The sequence below is a fragment of the Flavobacterium soyae genome (assembly GCF_045348165.1).
GTDB lineage: Bacteria > Bacteroidota > Bacteroidia > Flavobacteriales > Flavobacteriaceae > Flavobacterium > Flavobacterium soyae.
The window spans coordinates 4,390,070-4,409,886 of record NZ_CP150845.1; the positions used below are offsets into that span (position 1 = coordinate 4,390,070).

Sequence of the window (19,817 nt, forward strand, 5' to 3'; positions counted from 1 at the left end):
TTGGGGTTATATTCAAATCATAGAAAAATGATTACAAATCCTGAAATGTTTATTGATAACAAAAAAATAAAATTTTGAGCAAATCAAGAGCCAAAATACCTAGAACCACGTTTTTCAAACAATCCTTAAATAATAATTTAAAAATTAAAAATAGATTATTATTTTTGCTAACTTTACTTGTTAATTAAAACACAACAACCTAAAAATCAATCAAATGAAAAAAATGTTTTACTCTTTAATAATTTTAATGGCCTGGCTTTATGGCAATGCACAAAGTGCTGCACCAAATCAAGAGGAAAACACCTCATTATCAACAGAAAATAATTCAAAAAAAGATCAGAGTAATATTCCTGAAGATCTTCCGTGGCATGGAAGAAGATTTAAAGCTACTGCCGGTGTATTCTTTCCATCAAACAATACTGAGGTTGAAGTTAACGGATCAGCTGGAAGAATTGGAACCGATATTGATTTTGAAAAAGATTTAGGCTTTGAAACTAATACGGTTTCCTTTTTTGGTGCTTTTGAATGGCGTGCCTCACGAAGATCCCGTTTTAATCTTGAATATTTTTATTTAAAAAGATCATCAGAAAAAACACTGCAAAAAGAAATCGAATTTAAAGACCATACTTATCCGGTCGATGCCCAGGTTTCGGCATTTATGAATAACGAAATGGTCCGATTTGCTTATGGATATGCTATAGTTTCTAAACCAAAATATGAACTGGGCTTATTAATTGGTGCACACGTACTTCTTGCTGATGTAGGTTTAAGACTGGAAGGAGTTACGGCTCAGGCAGAATATCATGACACAGTAGGCTTTACTGCTCCTTTACCTGATGTTGGGATTTGGGGTGAGTTTGTCCTTGGGAAAAAAGTGGGACTGTATGCAAATGTAAATTATTTTGCCCTTCAAATTGACGATATCGACGGTCGAATTATTAGTTATAATTTATCGGTTTTATATAATGTTTATAAAAATTTAAGTTTAACGGCAGGTTATACAGGTTTAAATTTCAGACTTGATGTAACCAGACCAAAAATCGATGGTTTCTTTAAATGGGGTTATAATGGGCCTACTTTAGCTGCAACTTACAGCTTTGGAAATCACGTGAAGTTTTACAAACACTAAATTTAATTATGAATTATAAATTGTGAATTATTTTCAATCTTGGCGGGTATTTTTTTTAACGCAAAGCACGCAAAGGTTTTACGCAAAGGACGCTAAGTTTTTTTGATATAGATTGCATCTACAATGCACAAAGTTCGCAAAGCTTTATAGACACAAAGCTTTGCGAACTTTGCAGTTTTATAAAAAACTAATTTATCAAAAAAACTTTGCGCACTTTGCGTTAAAAAAATTATGCATTAAAAAAAAACGCAATACATTTAAATGAACTTATACAACTTATATGGTTTAAGAAAAAAAAACCGACACCTTTTTCAAGATATCGGGTTCATCCACTCAAACTTAACTCAAAATACTCTAAACTTCTTATTTCCCGATTGGAGTAAATTTTATAGCTGTTCCTCCGCCAGCAGCCAATTTGATATTTAAAACAGTTTCGTTATTTACCTTTTGTTTTGAAATTGCAACCGGATAAGGATTTGTTTTATAGTTTGCTCCTGCTCCATCTGCATAAATTTCGGCTTCGTATTCTTTACCTTTATCTAAGAAAGATAATGTTACTTTAAGATCTCTGGCGTCTTTATTTGTAATCGAACCTAAATACCAGTTTTTTTCGTCCCAGTCTTTACGAACGATTGTAGTGTATTCTCCAATTTTAGAATCTAAAACTTTAGTATCTGACCACGTACACGGAACATCTTTTATAAACTGAAATTCTGGTTTGTCAACATAATTCTCTGGTAAATCTGAAGCCATTTGCAGCGGACTGAAAATGATAACATACAATGCCAGCTGATTTGCCAAAGTTGTTTGAACTCTTGCACCAGAAGGTGTTTTATAATCAAAATTGAAATTCCCCGGTGTGTAATCAAACGGACCTGAAAGCATTCTTGTAAATGGTAATGTTGTTAAATGCTGAGGTGTATTTCCGCCGTCTACAGACCACGCATTGTATTCCTGACCTCTTCCGCCTTCCTGTGACATAAAATTTGGATACGTACGCTGAATTCCGGTTCCTTTTATCGGTTCGTGATTGTCGATCATGATGTGATATTTGGCAGCAGTTTCGATTACTTTTCTGTAATGACGAGATGCATACTGGCTGTCGTGCCATTCTTTTTTATCCAAATATTTGTTTACATAACCAGTTTTAACTGAGTTTACACCCATTTTTTGATACAATTTAAAGGCATCTTCAAGCTGGCCTTCATAATGTTTAGAAGCGCCAGCCGTTTCATGATGTCCTATTAATCGAACATTTTTTATGGCAGCATATTTTGTAATTTCTTCCAGATTAAAATCCGGATACGCTTTTACAAAACTAAACGCTTTACCATCGGCAGTCCAGTCGCCGTCCCAGCCCTCGTTCCAGCCTTCTACCAGAACGCCGTCAAAATTGTTTTTCGCAGCAAAATCAATATATTCTTTTGTATTTTTTGTTGTAGCACCATGTTTTGGACCTTGTCCCCAAGTGAATTTCTCTAAGTGCATTCCCCACCAAATTCCGATGTATTTAGAAGGCGTAATCCATGAAAGATCTTCAATTTTTGAAGGTTCGTTCAAATTCAGCATAATGGTTGAAGTTGCCACATCTCCCGGAGTTTTACCTACAACAACTGTTCTCCAAGGTGTTTTAAAAGGCGTTTCAGCATATACTTTTACACCATCAGCCCAAGGCACTAAATCACTTTTATATTGTTTATCACTTGTTTTTAAAAGTGTCATCGAAGCAAAATCAGTTAAGTTGGCTTCGTGAATCGCAACATATAAATTCTCTTTTGTTTCAAAAGTTGCCGGAGTATTTATAGTATCTGTTTTGCTGATTGGCGTTTTGCGGTATTCACTTTCATAATAACTGTTTTCACGGTGCACCGGAATCCACCAAACATCATTATTTGATTTAAAAGTAAACTGCGTGATTTCGTTTGAAATTTTCACTTTTCCTAAATTAGGTTGTTTTGGAAATTCATATCTAAATCCTACACCGTCATCAAAAACTCTGAAAATAATATCAACTAAACGCTCTTCTCCTTTTGATTCTTTTAAGTGAACAATCAATTCGTTGTGGTGATCGCGAACTTTTTTGAATTCTCCCCAAGGCTGTTCCCAAGTTGCATCGGCAGATTTTTCTTCGGTAGAAACCACTTCAAAACCTTCAGTCATTTTTTGAATTCCCTGAAATTCAAATCCCATTAACGAAGGTTCTATAACCGATTTCCCGTTTGAAGTAAAACTGTATTGAGGCTGACCTGAAACAGTTAATTCAAAAACTAATTCGGTTACTTTTCCCGGCGAATTAATTTTGTATGTTTTTTTAGTACCAGCACTGCAGGCGTAAATTAATATTGACGCTAAAGCAATTATACAGTATCTATATCTTATGTTTTTCATTATTTAATTGTATTAATTACAACTCTTATTTTATTTCGTTTATTAACTGTTTTGCTTTTGCGGGCTGCATAGAAACAAAATAATTAAAAGCCTGATCCAGTTTATTCTGAGCATCGGCATTGCCTTTCTTTTCTACTCGCAGGTTGTACATTTTGCTTATATCCGGAAATACCGAATCGGTATTTTTTACTCCTGCAAATGCTTTTACTTTTTCAATGTACGAGTAACCAAATTCAACTGTTGGTTCAAACATAGTTCCTTCTCCAAAGTCATTCCAGGTAATTAACTGCAGGTAATTTAAATTGGCATTTTTAGCCAGAGAAAGTGTTTCGTCTAGCGTTGCGCCATTGTTGTGTTCAATTGTCCACCCAATTGCTGCTCCGCCTCCACCTTCGGCATAAAAATCTTTAAAACCTGGGTAAGCGCTTCCAATTGCTACAGAAAGTTTTGGTTTTGTATTGGTATAAAAATTTGTTAGATATGTACTGTTTTTATAAACCCACGCATATTCTCCAGATGCATTTGCTCCGGCTTCTACAGATTGATCCCAAAGTGTTAAAAAAGTTGGTTTTGTCGTAATGCTATTGAAAACATTTGTCCATTCGGCAGGCGTTTGCAATACAATTGGCCCAAAATTTAATAACAATGGTTTTCCATTTACTTTGATATAATTTGCATCATCAAAATAATTTTTCTCCATATAAGCTAAATCTGTTTTTGCTGCACTGGTTACAGAAATTGCTTTTCCGGCATTGACAACATTTGTCGTAACTCTGTCTTCATAAACAATGGCATATTCCAAGCCCACTTTATCCAGCATGGCAATAAGCTGTTCTGTGTTTTCTTTTACCATTCTGTAATCGTTGACATCGTAAGTTCCGTACCAGTCGATCAAAACACCATCAATTCCTGAATATTTCATCAATAATAAATGATTTTCAATCACATTTTTATCTCCCGAATGATATGGACCAATAAGAGGATAATAGTAAGAAGCAATTTCCCTGCGGTTGTTTGCGCCTATAGTATTCGGATTTTTGTTTGCCATTGTCCAGTGATATCCCCATTTTTTATCGGCACTGCTTTCATTGGTTTCAAACCAGGGCATATAGTGTACATAAATTTTGGTGCTGTTTGTTTTTTCAACTGCAACGGGTTTAAGCACTTCTGGTTTTACTGGTTCTTCGGGACTTTTGTCATCGCTGCTGCATCCGAAAACGACTGCAATGTTCATTATCCCAAAAAACAATAATGTGATATATCTTTTCATATTGATTTAATTTTTATTTTTTGCCACAGATTTAAAGGATTAAAAAGGATTTTTATTCCCATTATCTGTGATTAAATTATTTCACGCAGATTTTAATAGATTTAAGCAGATTGTGCAGATTTATTATTATTCATTAAAATAAGATCTGCTTTAATCTGCAAAATCTGCGTGAAACATTTTTTTTATCTTTTTAATCATTTAATCTGCGACAATTTTCTTTCTTATAAACATTTGCCCACACTATTGTGAATAAATTATTTCACGCAGATTTTAATAGATTTAGGCAGATTGTGCAGATTTTTTATTATTCATTAAAATCAGATCTGCTTTAATCTGCAAAATCTGTGTGAAACATTTTTTTTATCTTTTTAATCATTTAATCTGCGACAATTTTCTTTCTTATAAACATTTGCCCACACTATTGTGAATAAATTATTTCACGCAGATTTTAATAGATTTAGGCAGATTGTGCAGATTTTTTATACATTAAAATCAGATCTGCTTTAATCTGCAAAATCTGCGTGAAACATTTTTTTTAATCCTTTTAATCCTTTTAATCTGTGGCAAAAATTATTTTTATAAACATGTCAGCCTTCCACGACTAACCAACATGGAAGACTGACATTTTTGAACCTAATTCAAAGGATACCCAGGATTTTGTTTCAGGTTTTTATTTGTTGTTAAAACGGTACTTGGAATAGGGAAAATTGCTTTGTAAGCTTCTGTTGTTCCTTTTTCCCACCATGGCAGGAAGAAAGTTCCAAAACGAATGTTGTCTGTTCTTCTTCTTCCTTCAAAAGTAAATTCCTTAAGCAATTCTTTATCTATAAAGTTAAGATCAATTGTTGCCGGCATTTCTTCTCCTGCACGTGCTGTAACTTGTTGTACAAATGGTTTTGCTAAATCTGCAGATCCTAAACGAACGTAACATTCTGCCTGCATCATTAAAATTTCGGCATAACGAATTACAACTAAATCGTGATCACGTTCCCAGGTTTCTCCGGCTTTCATTTCGTATTTTCCTAAACGAACTCCTTCATTTTCTTTTGCATCAGCAACACTTGTAACTTCTTCTGTATAGGTTAATGGTTCTCCATTATCCATTGTAATTACAGTTCCGGTTGCTAAGTTGATCTGATCTCCGGCAACCATACATTTTTTTCTTTTGTCTGTATCGGCAAATTCAGAATAAACTCCCGGCTGCGCGCACATTCCGTTTGCACTCCAAGGATAATCTCCAACTGGAGAAATTGTCAATTTATGAAGGTAATGGCAAGACATTGAACTCATGTAATTTCCAACTGTTCCTGCTTTTGAATCGTAAGGAATTGCGAAAATAATTTCTGGTGATTTCTCATTTTGAGTTGCAAAATTGGCAAAGAAATCAGGAGCTAATGTGTAACCTGAAATTTTTTGGCACATATCGATACAATCCTGCCAGCGTTCTGTTCCTATAAAAGCTTTTGAGTTAAGATATAATCTTGCTAAAAGAGCATACGCAACATTTTTTGTCATTTTTGAATACACTACATTTCCATTTAAATGCGGAATTGCGTCTGTTAATTCTTTTTCAACAAAATCATAAACTTGTTTTCTTGTAGAATTTGTTGGAAGTGCTGTAACTGCAAAATCTACTACGATTGGCACATTTCCAAATAAGTCTAAAAGATTGTAATAGTAATAAGCTCTTAACGCTTTTAATTCAGCATAAATTGGCGCTTTTGCATTGTCTGTCAATGACGATTTATCGATTTGATAAATGATTGAGTTGATTTTTGCAATTCCGGTATAGTTGTAACGCCAAGCCGAAAGAATCATACGGTTGTCTGCTTTCCAGGTATGTTTTTGCGCATCCTGATATTGCCCGCCATCGTACCAGTTTGTTCCTCTGGTAGGAATTACAGCTTCATCAGAAACCGTTTCGTTCAAAAAGAATACGTATTCGCAGGTTGGATAATTGTTTGAAATTCCATCTGCAAAACCTCTTAACGAAGAATACGCCCCTCCCACTAATGCATCAATTTCTTTTGGAGTATTTCCAAAATTTCCATCTTCTACTCTATCATATAATTGTTCATCCAGATCGGTACATGATGATATCGTAAAAAGCATGCTTACTAATATTGCTGCTGTTATTTTGATTTTCATTTTTTATATTTTTGAGTTAATCGCTTAGTTATTCAGCGTGAAATTTAATCCAACAGAGATTGTAGTTGGTCTTGGATAATTGTTGTATTTATCGATACCAGGCGCTGCTAATCCTGTTTGGTCAGCACCATCTTGTGCATTTAAACCAATCTCCGGATCTACTCCTTTGTAACCTGTAATTACAAACAGATTTTCTCCCATGATGTACATTCTCAATTTTGAATTTTTGAAGCCTAATGGCATTGTATATCCTAGAGAAAGTGTCTGTAATCTAAAGAATGACGCATCTTCGATCCAGTAATCTGAATATTTAGGAGAAGAAGTAATGCCGCTTCCTAAGAAATCATCCGGCACATTGTAAGATGGTAATCTTGTTGGATCGTTCAACATCATGTTTGTAGCATTCAATGCTTTTTGTCCAAACATTCCGTAACCTGTAATACCAAGATCAAAATTTCCGTAAGTAAAATTCATTCCAATACCCATAGTTAAATCTGGCTGAATATTTCCTAAATCTGTTTTATCAGCATCAACTAAAGCACTTTCTGCCACAACATTTCCTCCTGCATTGTAGTACTGAATTTTTCCATTTTCATCAAGACCAGCATTTCTGAATCCCCAGAAAGTTCCCACTGGATATCCTTCTGCAATAACTTGAGAATATTGACCAGACATACCTGCTAAACCGTGTAATGAACCACTGTAAATAACATCTGTTTTATACGTTGGGTTTGATAATTTTTCGATTTTTTGAACGTTGTGTCCAAGTGTTAAATTAGCATTCCACGTAAATTTATCCCCTCTTACGATATCAGCATTCAAAGTAAGTTCAACTCCTTTGTTAGACATTTCACCCACGTTTGCAAGCATTGTTCCTACTAAATATGGAGGCTGAGGAACTTCATAAGTATACAATAAATCGTCTGTGTTTTTTTGATACCATTCAAATGAACCTGTGATTCTGTCAAAAAGACCAAAATCGATACCTACGTTGATTTGTCTTGTAGATTCCCATTTCAAATCAGGATTTGGGTTTTGTTTTGGAGAATAAGCTAAACTCCAGGTTCCTGTAACCGGATCGTAGTAACTGTCGTTTCCAACTCCTAAAATAGAAAGTGATTTGTATTCACCAATTCCGTCCTGATTACCTGTAACTCCATAACCAACTCTTAATTTTAAAGATCCTAACCAGTCTTTTGTACCGCTCATAAAATCTTCGTTAGAAATTTTCCATGCTGCAGATGCAGATGGGAAAGTTCCCCATTTATTGTTTTCTCCAAAACGGCTTGAACCATCACGTCTTACAGTTGCAGTAAGCAGATATTTTCCGTCATAATTGTAGTTTGCACGAGCGTAGAAAGAAACTAAATTTGATTTTCCTTTATAAGAATAAACATCTCCTAAACGATAGTTGTAACCTGCTCCTAAATTATTATAACCAAAAGCATCACTCACGAATCCGCTTCTTTGTGCCCCAAAACCTTGGTAAATATTTTCAAGATAAGAATAACCTGCCAATGCACTAACGCTGTGTTTTCCAAATACTTTAGAATAATTTACATAAAGTTCACCTTGTGCATTTGTATATTCTGCGTATGTTCTTTGCGCGTAACCAGCTTCAGTTCTACCTTCCATAATAGCGTAAGTTGGTTTGTAAGTTCCACCCGCTACTGCATTATGTTCTAACGAAATATTAGCTACTGCCTGAAAATCGTTTAAGAATTTAACTTCTGTTTTAAAATATCCTAAAAGTCTGTGTCTTTCATTATCAACCGTTCTGTTAGTTAAAATCTCAACCGGGTTTTCGTAGATATTTCCTCCTACAGATGTAAAGTTTCCGTTTGCATCATAAACCGGAATTGTTGGGTTTAAGTTGTAAGCACGCTCAAAAATTCTGTAATCAATAGGGTGCCATTTGTCGATATTAGCAAATAAACCCATATCAAATTTTACATCTTTATTGTCTCCAAGATATTGGTACGCACTAATATTTCCGCTGATTCTTTCTAAACCAGATTTTTTAATAACACCTTCGTTGTTTAAATATCCGATAGAAGTTCTAAACCCGCTGTCAGCTTTTCCAGAATTGATACTTAAAGTATGAGATTGAGAAACTGCTGTCTGCTCAATTGCTTTTTGCCAATTAGTATTTCCACCATAATCAACAGCGTCCATGTTTCCTGTTTGACGAACATATCCTCTCCATTGATTTGCAGATAAAAGATCTAAATTATCATTAACATAACCAATACTTGATGAACCATTATATACCACAGAAACACCTTTTGTTCCAGATTTTGTTGTAATAATGATAACCCCGTTTGCTCCTCTTGATCCATAAATAGCAGTTGCAGAAGCATCTTTAAGAACGTCAATAGATTTAATATCAGCAGGCTGAATCACATTGATATCAACACCTGCAATTCCGTCAACTACAATAAGCGGACTATTACTTGCAGTTAATGAAGTTCCTCCACGTAAACGAAGTGTTGCACCCGCAGCAGGATCTCCCGAAGGACGAATGATATTTAAACCGGCAACTTTTCCCTGCAAAACCTGTTCTGTCGAAGAAATTGTTCCTTTTACTAAATTATCTGCCGTTACCGTTGAAATAGCTCCGGTTAAATCAGATTTCTTTTGTGTTCCGTATCCAACAGAAACCACCTGAACTTCTGCTAATTGATAACCGTCGTTTTGTAAACGAATTTCTAATTTTGAAGAAGCAGCTGTTATCTGCACTTTTTGAGTAGTTGAACCGATGAATGAAACTTCGATTGAACCTCCTACGGCTACCTCTAAACTAAATTTTCCGTCAAAATCTGTCGTTGTTGCATTTCTTGTTCCAGACTCTATTACCGATGCTCCCGGTAAAACAGTGCCTGTATTGTCATAAACGGTACCCGTTACCAGCTTTTTTCCCTGAGCAAACATTCCTGCCGAAAGAAAAAGCATGAAAATCATGAATACCAGCGATTTAGTAGTCCACATTTGATGCAGGACTATTCTTTTATTTTTACTATTCATATGTAGTTATTTATTGTTTTTCTATCAGTCATATGTAATTCGCATATCCATTATTTGTTCAACGACTAATTTTAGGATTATGCTCATTTCATTAGAATGATGTTTTAATTTGATAGTGAATTATTTGTCTAAGGTTTTAAGCGGAATCGTCGTGTCTGAAATTGTTTTGTCTTTGTTGTCTTTAACTAAAACATGAATTTCACTTAAAACAGGAGAATCCTTAAGTTCTGTAACCAAATTGACAAATCCTTTTATCTCTGCAGTTCCTCCGCTAAACTCACCAGAAATTGTTTTTGCACCAGCCGTAATCGTGTAAAGTAATTTGTTTACTCCCGGCTCGTTGTTTTTTCTGTAAATTCCTAAGAAATCTTTCTGGCTGATTTGTAAAGGAAAAAATCCAAATATTGGTGCCGGCGGCGGCTCATAAGCTCCTGCATATAAAACCTGATCTGGAATAGTTCCTGCCCAGTCGTCTTTTACCATAAGGAAAACTAAATTTTCCATCACGTAACCATCTGGTGCATTGTAGTATGTTTTTGGAACAAGATCCATTTTGTAGAATCCGTTTCCTAAATCTTTTAGTTTGGTTTTTGCAGCAATGTCCGGTAACCATGATTGGTATTCTTGTTTAATATCCCAGTTGTTCAATCCGCTGTGAATATGAACGCTTGCTGCGCCCGCAAATCCCGGAGCTAAATTGGCATTAAATAAAATACTTACACCTTTATCAATTGTTGGTTTTGTTGGATAAGCTCTGATCAGCTCATTCGCAGTATAAAAAGAAGAGAAATCAGTGTATGGCATATTCGCCACGTCGCTTTGTTTAGATCCCGTTTTGTCTTTTAAACGAAACCAGAATCCTGCACTTGCTGCAATTTCAGCCGGGGTTTTAGAAAAATATACTGTTGGAGTTAAAGTAAAACTCCACACTTTATTTCCTTCATAGTGCAGTTTTGCAAAATCAGATGAATTCTCCCAATTTCCCGCATCTGGTTCAGATGGTGACCAAATCCAGATGTATAAATCCTGATTTTCTGCAAACGTAGTTCCGGCAAGGTCAAAGTACCATGTAACCTGCTCGTCATATTTGTAAACAACCGGAAATGATGACATAGGTCCCACAGCTCCCGCGTTTTCTTGTGCCTTTGTAAATGTTGGAGCCATCAAAAGGGCAAGTAAAATTGTATATAGAATTTTTTTCATATTACTTTTAATTAATAGCATTTAATTTAAATACATAAGTCACAAACGGAGTTCCTCCTGAAGAATGCACTAACTGAAATTCCATTTCGTCATTGTTTCCAGGAACTGATGTTACTCTAAGTTCATCTGTTTTTTGAGTTTTAGCAGCGTCGCTGTACAAGTAGATTTTTACTGCGCCTGCATTGGTCTGCTGGAAATCTGAGCTTAATTCCCAATAGCCTTTTGGAGCAAATAAAGGAGGAACATTGCCCGTCACTTCATAACTTGTAGGTTTGTTTTTTTCGTCTACGCTAAAATTGATTTTAAAATCTTCGTAGTTAAAAAAAGTACTCAAGTTTTCCTCGCTTGGTTCGATCTTATTTGCCTTAGCAAATTCGTCAACCATTTTTAGATTTGTTAATCCCCAATTTCCGTTTACTTTTTCATAAATCGTAATCGGATCAACGTAGCTTCCGTCTTCTGTATTGTCGCAGCTAATTGCAAAAAAACACATAAACAGAGCTAACCAGTAATAACTTTTACTTCTCATAAATTTTGGTTTTTGTTAGTTTTTGATCCCTTTAAAAAGGACAGTACGAAGCTAGATGTTAAATAAATTTTAAAAAAAACATCTGTGAAAAATCAAGATATAATTCAATCTCTTTTTCTATTAAACAATTGAATTACAACACATTAAAAACAAACCTGAAACATAAAAATCAAGGTCTTGTTTAGATATAAACCACCTGTAGAATAATGGTAAATATGACAATATGAAAATTTTATACGAATATTTTTCAACTATACACACATATAACTGCTTTTTATTGTATAATTGCAAATCACTAGAGTACTTTTAACATTTTAATACCTTTTAAAGACTCACACTAAGGTATTTCGAAAAAAAAATCTGAAGAAGCAGCTCTCCAATTTCCAAAACTGTTAGTCATCAGTATTTAATTAATTTTGCTTTAAACGAATTCACTCAACCATAAATTATCTTACCCTAAAACCACAACCAAACCATGCAAAAAATATTTGTACTGTATTTTTTCATTGCGGGTTTTTCTCTAACTGCGAAAGAGACAAATCCAATTCTTGAAGAATTAGATAATGTACTGCTGAAAAAAGAAATTTACTTAAAACAGAAATATCGTAAAATTGAAGCTTTAAAAAAGAATGTTTCAAAATTTACTGTCAGCCAAAATAACGAGCAATTATACAATACCTATATGTCATTGTTTGAAGAATATAAATCATTCAAATATGACTCAGCTTATTATTATTTAGAAGAAGCTAAAATTAAAGCCATAGTTTTAAAAGATCCTAAATATTTGGCTAAAAGCCGAATTAAAGAAGGTTTTGTACTGCTTTCTTCGGGACTTTTTAAAGAAGCTATTGATACGCTGAATGTTATTGACGATCAAAAACTCGATCAAAAAAACAAATTCGAATATTACAATATAAAAGCGCGTGCCTATTATGATTTAGCCGATTATAACCGTGATCAGCGTTTTAATATTCATTATGTACAGCAGGGAAATCATTTTCTTAAAAAGGCTTTAGAATTAATTGGAACGAATTCTAATGAATATTGGGCCGCCGAAAGTTTAAAACGTTTAAAACAACAAGACTGGCGCGGTGCCGAATTTGCTTTCAGCTACTGGATTAATAACTATGATTTACCGCCTGATTATTACGGAATTGCAACTTCTAGTCTCGGTTATATTTATTCGGAAAGAGGCTATACTAAAAAAGCAATTTATTATCTCGCACTCGCTGCTATTGCCGATGTCAAGAACGCGACTAAGGAAACTGTGGCACTTCGAAACCTTGCCAACGAACTCTTTAAAATGGGTTATCTGGACAAAGCCAACGAGTATATTAATATTGCCATGGATGACGCCACTTTTTACAACGCCAGACATCGCAAAATTGAAATCTCGTCGATATTACCTATTATTGAAAAAGCGCAGTTAAACAATGTAAAAGACAAAAATGATAAACTGGAAAAGATTATTATTCTTTTGACGATCCTGACGCTGATTATTATTTTGTTCTCTATTATTATTTTCAAACAATTAAAAGAGAAAAATAAGGCAAGAAAAATAATGGCTTCGTCGTATGCTCAGCTTCAGGAAATGAACATAAGTCTGAGCGAGGCAAATGCTATTAAAGAGGAATATATTACGTATTTTATAAAGGCAACTTCGGCTTTCATTAATAAGATTGATCATATCCAGAAAAGTACGCTTCATAAAATCATTACCAAGAAAACAGATGAAGTTATTGCCAGCTTAAAACGCTATAATGTAAAGGAAGAAAGAGAAAATCTTTTCCATCAGTTTGATGAAATCTTCTTAAAATTATTCCCAACTTTCGTGACTGATTTTAATCATTTATTTCCGAATGATCATAAATGTATTGTGAAGAAAGGCGAGCTTTTAAACACGGAACTCCGCATTTTTGCTTTGTATCGATTAGGAATTCAGGACAGCAGTCAAATGGCTGAATTTCTGGAACTTTCTGTAGCTACCATTTATACGTATAAAACCAGAATTAAAAGCAAATCAGACTTTAAAGATACTTTTGAAGAGAAGATAATGGCGATTAAGACTATCTAAGTTTCTAAGTTTTTTTCACGCAGATTTAAAAAGATTTAAGCAGATGCGCGCAGATTATTAAAAAAAATCAGTTTAAATCTGCTTAAATCTTTTTAAATCTGCGTGAAATTCTCAACCTAAAATCATTTAATCCGTAGCAAAAAAAAGCGACTCTTCAAAAGTCGCTTTTTTTTATTTATTCTGCAGATTCTAGCTGCAAAATCATATTTTGATAATATTTACTAAGCGAGAATAATTGCTCTGCAAAAATCATAATGACCAGCGGAACGAAGAAAAATATGGTTAGATCTCTTTCGTATAAAAAATACGTCGTTATCATAAAAATACGAGTATATTCTAGATAATAAATCCATTTTCGCTGTTCTAAAATAGCGCCGCAGTTTATTAAAGTGATAATTATAATTGACAATACAAAAATCTTATCGTACGTCTCTAAATGATCAAAATAATACGTAAAAACGGTTAGCAGTAAAGTGCAGATCCCTAATTGAATATAAAGGTAATTTCTAAATCGGAGTCTTTGGTGCGGATTACTTTTATCCTGCAGAAAACGCTTTTCTAAGGTCGGACGAATATCCTGATCCATGTGCGCCGGACTGCCAAAAACAGCTTTCCATCTTGCTTTAAATCCTTTTGAGCGACGCCACAGTTCGTATATTTCAAAATAATAATGAAAATGCTGCCAAAGGAAACTATAGCTTTTTAGCGGATGTGTTAATCCGTATTTTGGTTTTTCTTCTTCTTCCTGGAAAGTTCCAAAAAGGCGATCCCAAAACGTAAACATATCGCCGTAATTTTTATCAAGGTATTTTTCGTCAGATGCGTGATGAACACCATGAACAGAAGGTGTTACAAAAATATATTCGAGCCATTTTATTTTTCCTACGAGCTGTGTGTGCGTAAAAAAAGAATATGCTCCGTGAACAATAAGCATGGTAATTACCATTGTGGGATGAAACCCAACAAAAGGAAGGATACACCAAAATCCTGTTCTGATAATGGCCTGAAAAGTGGTAATTCTGGCGGCGGCCGTAAAATTAAATTCTTCACTATGATGATGTACAATGTGTGCTGCCCAGAAAAAATTGACTTCATGTCCTAATCTGTGATACCAATACCAGACAAAATCTGTGGCAAGAATTAAGGCAATCCAGACTAAAAAATTACTCGGAACATCAAAAATTCTATAATCGTCATAAATCAAATAATACAATTGGTAAAAGCTTGCGGCAACAAACAAATTAATCAATCGCTCTGCAATTCCAATACTAATATTAGAAACAGAGCTTTCATAATTAAAAATTTCAGGTCTCTTTTTTCGTTGTGCCAGCTTATATTCCAGAAATAAAAACAGAAAGAAAGCGGGCATTGCAAATGCAAGAAAATTAATGTTTTTCATTTTTAAAAATTACTTTTTATCGATTTTAAGAAACTAAACAACAATTAATTAAACTAAAAAAGATATTTTCATCAAGCAATATCTGATACAAATATATTGATATTAATCGATGAAAATAGTCTTAAATTTCTCTTAGAAAAAATCTAGTTTTGCTTGTATTTATCGGCTTCCAGAGCTACTTCTTTAACAGATTGCGTGTCTGCCACTTTTTTCAAAGCGATAATATAAGCTGCAATTCGCGGCGTTACACTATGTTTGGCAGCAACTCTAAATACAGTTTCAAAACCTTTTTCTAATATATCTTCTAAACGTTTATTAATTTGATGTATTCTCCAGGACTCTAACAATGAATTTTGAAGCCACTCAAAATAAGAAACCGTTACACCTCCGGCATTTGCTAAAATATCCGGAACTACTAAAACATTATTCTCGTGTAAAATTTTATCAGCATCTGAAGATACCGGGCCATTTGCAGCTTCAATAATTATTTTGGCACGAATATCTTTGGCATTCTTTTGTGTAATAACATCTTCTTTTGCAGCCGGAATCAAAACATCAACATCTAAAAGCAATAAATCTTCGTGTTTGATCGCAACTGAATTTGGATAACCTTTAATAGTTTTGTTATTAAGGTTGTAATATAAAATCAACTCCGGAATATTGATTCCATCCGGATTGAAAAACGCTTCAGAAACATCACTTACAGCAACTATCTTAACTCCTTTTTCATATAAAAACAAAGCCGAATGCAAACCAACATTTCCAAATCCCTGAATGGCCGCAGTTGATCTTGCCGGTCTGATTTTTAGTTTTTCAAGCGCAAGCAAAGTAATAATGCTCACTCCTCTTCCGGTTGCTTCTACTCTTCCTAATGAACCTCCAGAATGCAGGTGTTTTCCGGTTACAACGGCATGAATTGTTTTGCCGTGAACTAATGAAAATTCATCCATTAACCAGCCCATTTCGTCCGGGCCTGTTCCCATATCCGGTGCAGGAACATCTTTTTCAGGGCCAAAAATATCGGCTAAAGCCTTTGTATAAGCTCGTGTTATTCTTTCTAATTCTGTTTTAGAAAGTGTTCTTGGGTCGCAGATAATACCGCCTTTTGCTCCTCCAAACGGAATTCCGGTTACAGCAGATTTCCAGGTCATCCAGGCGGCAAGTGCTTTTACTTCATCAAGATTAACAGCATTGTCGTAGCGGATTCCACCTTTTGACGGACCTAAAGCTGTATTGTGAATAACTCGGTATCCTTCAAAATTTTGTTCGGTTCCATTATCTAATGTTATAGAAAAATTGACTACAATTTGTTTTTCCGGACGCTGCAGCTTTTGTCTTAATGATTCATCTAAATTAAGAATATCGGCTGCTATATTAAACCTGTCAATCATAGATTGAAAGGGGTTCTGTTTTATAATTTCTGCACTCATAGTGTTTATTTTTAATTTTTTGGTTTATCGATTTGGGCTTCATAAAATGTTTCTTCTGAATAAAATCAGCAGCTGCACATGCAACAAGGAATTTTCATCTGGCAGCAATGCATCATACTATTTATGTTTCTATTCGATCTCATTTTATTTTTATTTAATAGTTCCTAAAAAAAGCCTTTCATGTGCATGAAAGGCTAAAAAAAAAATAACTAACAAGTACTTTCTCTATTAACGCCATTTCATCGCATAGGTCGACATGCAGCACATCGTCAAACTGCACATAAACGGGATGATATTTAGACTATAGTTTTTCATTGTCATTGCAAATCTATAAAATATATTTATAAACTCTATAGAATTAGTCGTGTTTATTTCAGAAAAACATAAATTTAACATTAAATCCCTTGTAAATTAATGATTTAAGAAATTAAAAAAAGTACTAAAATTGTGATTTTACGATAAAAACAATGGCAATTAAGGCTAAAATAAGCCCCAAAATATTGATTTTAGATAATTTTTCTTTGAAGAAAAGCATTCCAACAAGACTTCCCAAAACAATCACCCCCATGTTCATTCCAGCAAAAACAGTAGATGGATTTTCGGCGAAAGCCTTATGTGCTTTTAAATAAAACAATATATTTCCGAAGTTAAAGATTCCGACTAAACCTCCAAAAAGAATATTTTTATAATTCAGTTTTACCTTTTTTACCGCAACATCATAAACGACAACGAGTAAAGAAACAGCCAACGAAATATCAAAAACGATAAACAATGAAGTTGTATAAGGCAACGCTGTAAAAAGTGCAATTTGTTTAAAAAGTATATCGATAATCCCGAAACCTATAAATACTGCTGCCGGATAAATCCATTTGTTTTGATCGTTTCCTGATTGTTTTTTTAAGATAAATAAAAGCGCTATAAATCCTATTATCAAGCCAATAACTTTATACGAATTGAATTCTTCTTTAAAAATCAGCCAGGCTGCAATTATCGGAATAAAGAGCGATAAACGCTGTGCAGCATCTGTTTTTGCAATTCCCATATGTTTTATGGAAGTGAATAAAAACAGAAAAACAATAGGCAGTAAAATACCAACTGCTGCATAAATATTCCAAGGCGCATCAGTATGAACTACATTTAAATCCGGGCTGAAAGTAAAATAGCAAAGGGATATTGCCGTTACATAATTGAAAGCTATAATTTGAATTGGATTTGCATTGTATTTACGGGTTATTTTGAAGATAACACCAACCGTTACACTGCATAAAATACTTAAAACAAGAAACAACATGGGATTAAATTTTAAGTACAAAAATAGGTTTTAAAATATCTGATTTAATATAAATCTTAGTCAAAGTTTTAAACTTTGACTAAGATCATTAAACATAAGAAACCCGACAGGTTTTATCCCGAGGCTTCGGGCAATGTCATTAAGTTAAGAGGAAATCTATAAAATTACTTAACAGTTTAATTAAGAAAGTAATTAGAAAAATCAGTTTTTATCAGCGTTTTCGCTTTAGTGAATCAGTAAAATCAGCGTCTAATTGTGACGCGGATAAAACAGATTTACTTCGTAAAAACGCGGATAAACACGGATTTGATTTGCAGTAATTTTATTTTCTAAAAGCTTAACTTAATGACATTGGGCTTTCGGGACTGTCGGGTTTAAAAGTTATAATTATCAATTGATAATTTACAATTTACTAATATAGCTTCCGTACATATCTTTAAACTGATGTCCTTGTGCAAAACGATCTTTGCTTAATTTTTTGTATTCAACTAAAGCCCATAAAATAAACTCTTTTACAAAATATTCATCTTTTTGATCTAATTGCGGCTGGTATTTTTTCAATAAAATATCTAAAGGAGTAACTTCATCTAATGTTGCCTGATATTCAGCATCTGAAGCATCATCTAATAATTCAAAACCACTTTCTGCAAAAAACCATTCGATCAAATCAGAATAAGGTGTTTTTTCTCCCGGTTTTTCTAATTTTTCAATCTTCGGAAAAAATGCCGGAAATAAAGTCCTGATTGCTGAACCAATTAAATACTGCGCAACAACAGCTGCTCCCTCCTGCTCTCCTTCATAAACCAGTTCTACTTTTCCTGTAATTGCCGGGATGATTCCCATAAAATCAGACAAACGAAGATTTGTTTTATCAACCCCTGCTTTTAAAGCACGACGTTCTGCAGTACTTATTAAATTTTCAAAAGCTGTAATACTCATTCTGGCACTTACACCACTTTTATTATCGATATATTCGCTTTCGCGGGCTTCAAAACTAATTTGCTCTAAAATATCTCTGGCCAAATTTGGAACATAAACGATATCGCTTTGGTCTTCATCCAGTTTTGCTTCCTGTTGTGTAATTGTTCTTGCAATTTCAACCGTTTCAGGATAATGCGTTAAAATCTGAGAACCAATCCTATCTTTAAGAGGCGTTACAATACTTCCTCTGTTGGTATAATCTTCCGGATTTGCGGTAAAAATAAACTGCATATCAAGAGGCATTCTCAATTTAAATCCGCGAATTTGAATATCGCCTTCCTGCAGGATATTAAACAATGCAACCTGAATTCTGGCTTGTAAATCTGGTAATTCGTTAATGACAAAAATACTTCTGTTTGCTCTCGGAATCATTCCGAAATGAATTACACGATCATCTGCATAAGATAATTTTAAATTTGCTGCTTTAATTGGGTCGACATCGCCAATTAAATCGGCTACAGTAACATCTGGTGTTGCTAATTTCTCGAAGAAACGTTCGTTTCTGTGTAACCAGGAAATTGGGGTTTCATCTCCTTTTTCTTCAATTAAATCTTTTGCAAAACGTGAAATTGGATTCAAAGGATCGTCATTGATTTCTGAACCCGTTACAAATGGAATATATTCATCTAACAATTCAATCATTTTACGCGCTAAACGCGTTTTTGCCTGTCCGCGAAGTCCTAACAAATTGATATTGTGACGAGAAAGAATTGCACGCTCTAATTCTGGAATTACAGTATTTTCGAATCCGTGAACGCCTTCGAAAACCGGTTTCCCCGATTTTATTTTTTCACGAAGATTATTTCGCAATTCGTCCTTTATACTTATGCTTTTATATCCTGCAGCTTTTAACTGCCCTAATGTTTTTATATTGTTAATTTCCATTTTATGAAATATCTTATTTTGTTTATTGTTTTTTTTTAACGGCAAATATTGTGTTGCTACTTTGGG

Annotated in this window: 12 protein-coding genes; 2 read left to right on the top strand and 10 right to left on the bottom strand. The window is 34.2% G+C overall.

Annotation, left to right across the window (positions count from 1 at the left end):
• Positions 1–214 precede the first annotated feature (214 nt).
• Positions 215–1,129, top strand: coding sequence for a hypothetical protein (locus AABD74_RS18515; protein WP_406843871.1), 915 nt, complete (start codon positions 215–217; stop codon positions 1,127–1,129).
• A gap of 363 nt (positions 1,130–1,492) precedes the next feature.
• Here the strand turns inward: AABD74_RS18515 and AABD74_RS18520 are convergent, their stop codons facing one another.
• From AABD74_RS18520 to AABD74_RS18545, 6 genes are all read right to left on the bottom strand, one after another.
• Positions 1,493–3,517 (bottom strand): glycoside hydrolase family 97 protein, encoded by a 2,025-nt coding sequence (locus AABD74_RS18520; protein ID WP_406843872.1) that lies wholly within the window; start codon positions 3,515–3,517, stop codon positions 1,493–1,495.
• A 25-nt stretch (positions 3,518–3,542) separates the two neighbouring features.
• Positions 3,543–4,787, bottom strand: a complete 1,245-nt coding sequence (locus tag AABD74_RS18525; protein ID WP_406843873.1) for a glycoside hydrolase family 71/99-like protein — start codon at positions 4,785–4,787, stop codon at positions 3,543–3,545.
• A gap of 633 nt (positions 4,788–5,420) precedes the next feature.
• Entirely contained in the window at positions 5,421–6,935 is a 1,515-nt protein-coding gene (locus tag AABD74_RS18530) for a RagB/SusD family nutrient uptake outer membrane protein (protein ID WP_406843874.1), read from the bottom strand.
• 24 nt (positions 6,936–6,959) lie between these two features.
• Positions 6,960–9,959: a SusC/RagA family TonB-linked outer membrane protein gene (locus AABD74_RS18535; RefSeq protein WP_406843875.1), complete on the bottom strand. Its 3,000-nt coding sequence runs from the start codon at positions 9,957–9,959 to the stop codon at positions 6,960–6,962.
• 120 nt (positions 9,960–10,079) lie between these two features.
• A complete protein-coding gene (locus AABD74_RS18540) occupies positions 10,080–11,162 on the bottom strand; it encodes a hypothetical protein (protein ID WP_406843876.1) in 1,083 nt (360 codons plus the stop codon).
• Positions 11,163–11,169: 7 nt separating this feature from the next.
• The gene (locus tag AABD74_RS18545; protein ID WP_406843877.1) at positions 11,170–11,691 is read right to left on the bottom strand and encodes a DUF5004 domain-containing protein; all 522 of its coding nucleotides are present in this window, start codon (positions 11,689–11,691) and stop codon (positions 11,170–11,172) included.
• A gap of 475 nt (positions 11,692–12,166) precedes the next feature.
• Here AABD74_RS18545 and AABD74_RS18550 point away from each other — a divergent pair, with 475 nt between their 5' ends.
• Positions 12,167–13,765, top strand: a complete 1,599-nt coding sequence (locus AABD74_RS18550) for a DUF6377 domain-containing protein (protein WP_406843878.1) — start codon at positions 12,167–12,169, stop codon at positions 13,763–13,765.
• Between the two features lie 175 nt (positions 13,766–13,940).
• Here the strand turns inward: AABD74_RS18550 and AABD74_RS18555 are convergent, their stop codons facing one another.
• The 4 genes from AABD74_RS18555 to AABD74_RS18570 all read right to left on the bottom strand — a co-directional run bounded on the left by AABD74_RS18555 (position 13,941) and on the right by AABD74_RS18570 (position 19,751).
• Complete coding sequence (locus tag AABD74_RS18555; RefSeq protein WP_406843879.1) at positions 13,941–15,164, bottom strand: sterol desaturase family protein; 1,224 nt, start codon at positions 15,162–15,164, stop codon at positions 13,941–13,943.
• Between the two features lie 143 nt (positions 15,165–15,307).
• Positions 15,308–16,594: a Glu/Leu/Phe/Val family dehydrogenase gene (locus tag AABD74_RS18560; protein ID WP_406843880.1), complete on the bottom strand. Its 1,287-nt coding sequence runs from the start codon at positions 16,592–16,594 to the stop codon at positions 15,308–15,310.
• A gap of 439 nt (positions 16,595–17,033) precedes the next feature.
• Positions 17,034–17,885 (bottom strand): EamA family transporter, encoded by an 852-nt coding sequence (locus AABD74_RS18565; RefSeq protein ID WP_406843881.1) that lies wholly within the window; start codon positions 17,883–17,885, stop codon positions 17,034–17,036.
• Positions 17,886–18,287: 402 nt separating this feature from the next.
• Positions 18,288–19,751 (bottom strand): AAA family ATPase, encoded by a 1,464-nt coding sequence (locus AABD74_RS18570; protein ID WP_406843882.1) that lies wholly within the window; start codon positions 19,749–19,751, stop codon positions 18,288–18,290.
• Between the last annotated feature and the right edge of the window lie 66 nt (positions 19,752–19,817).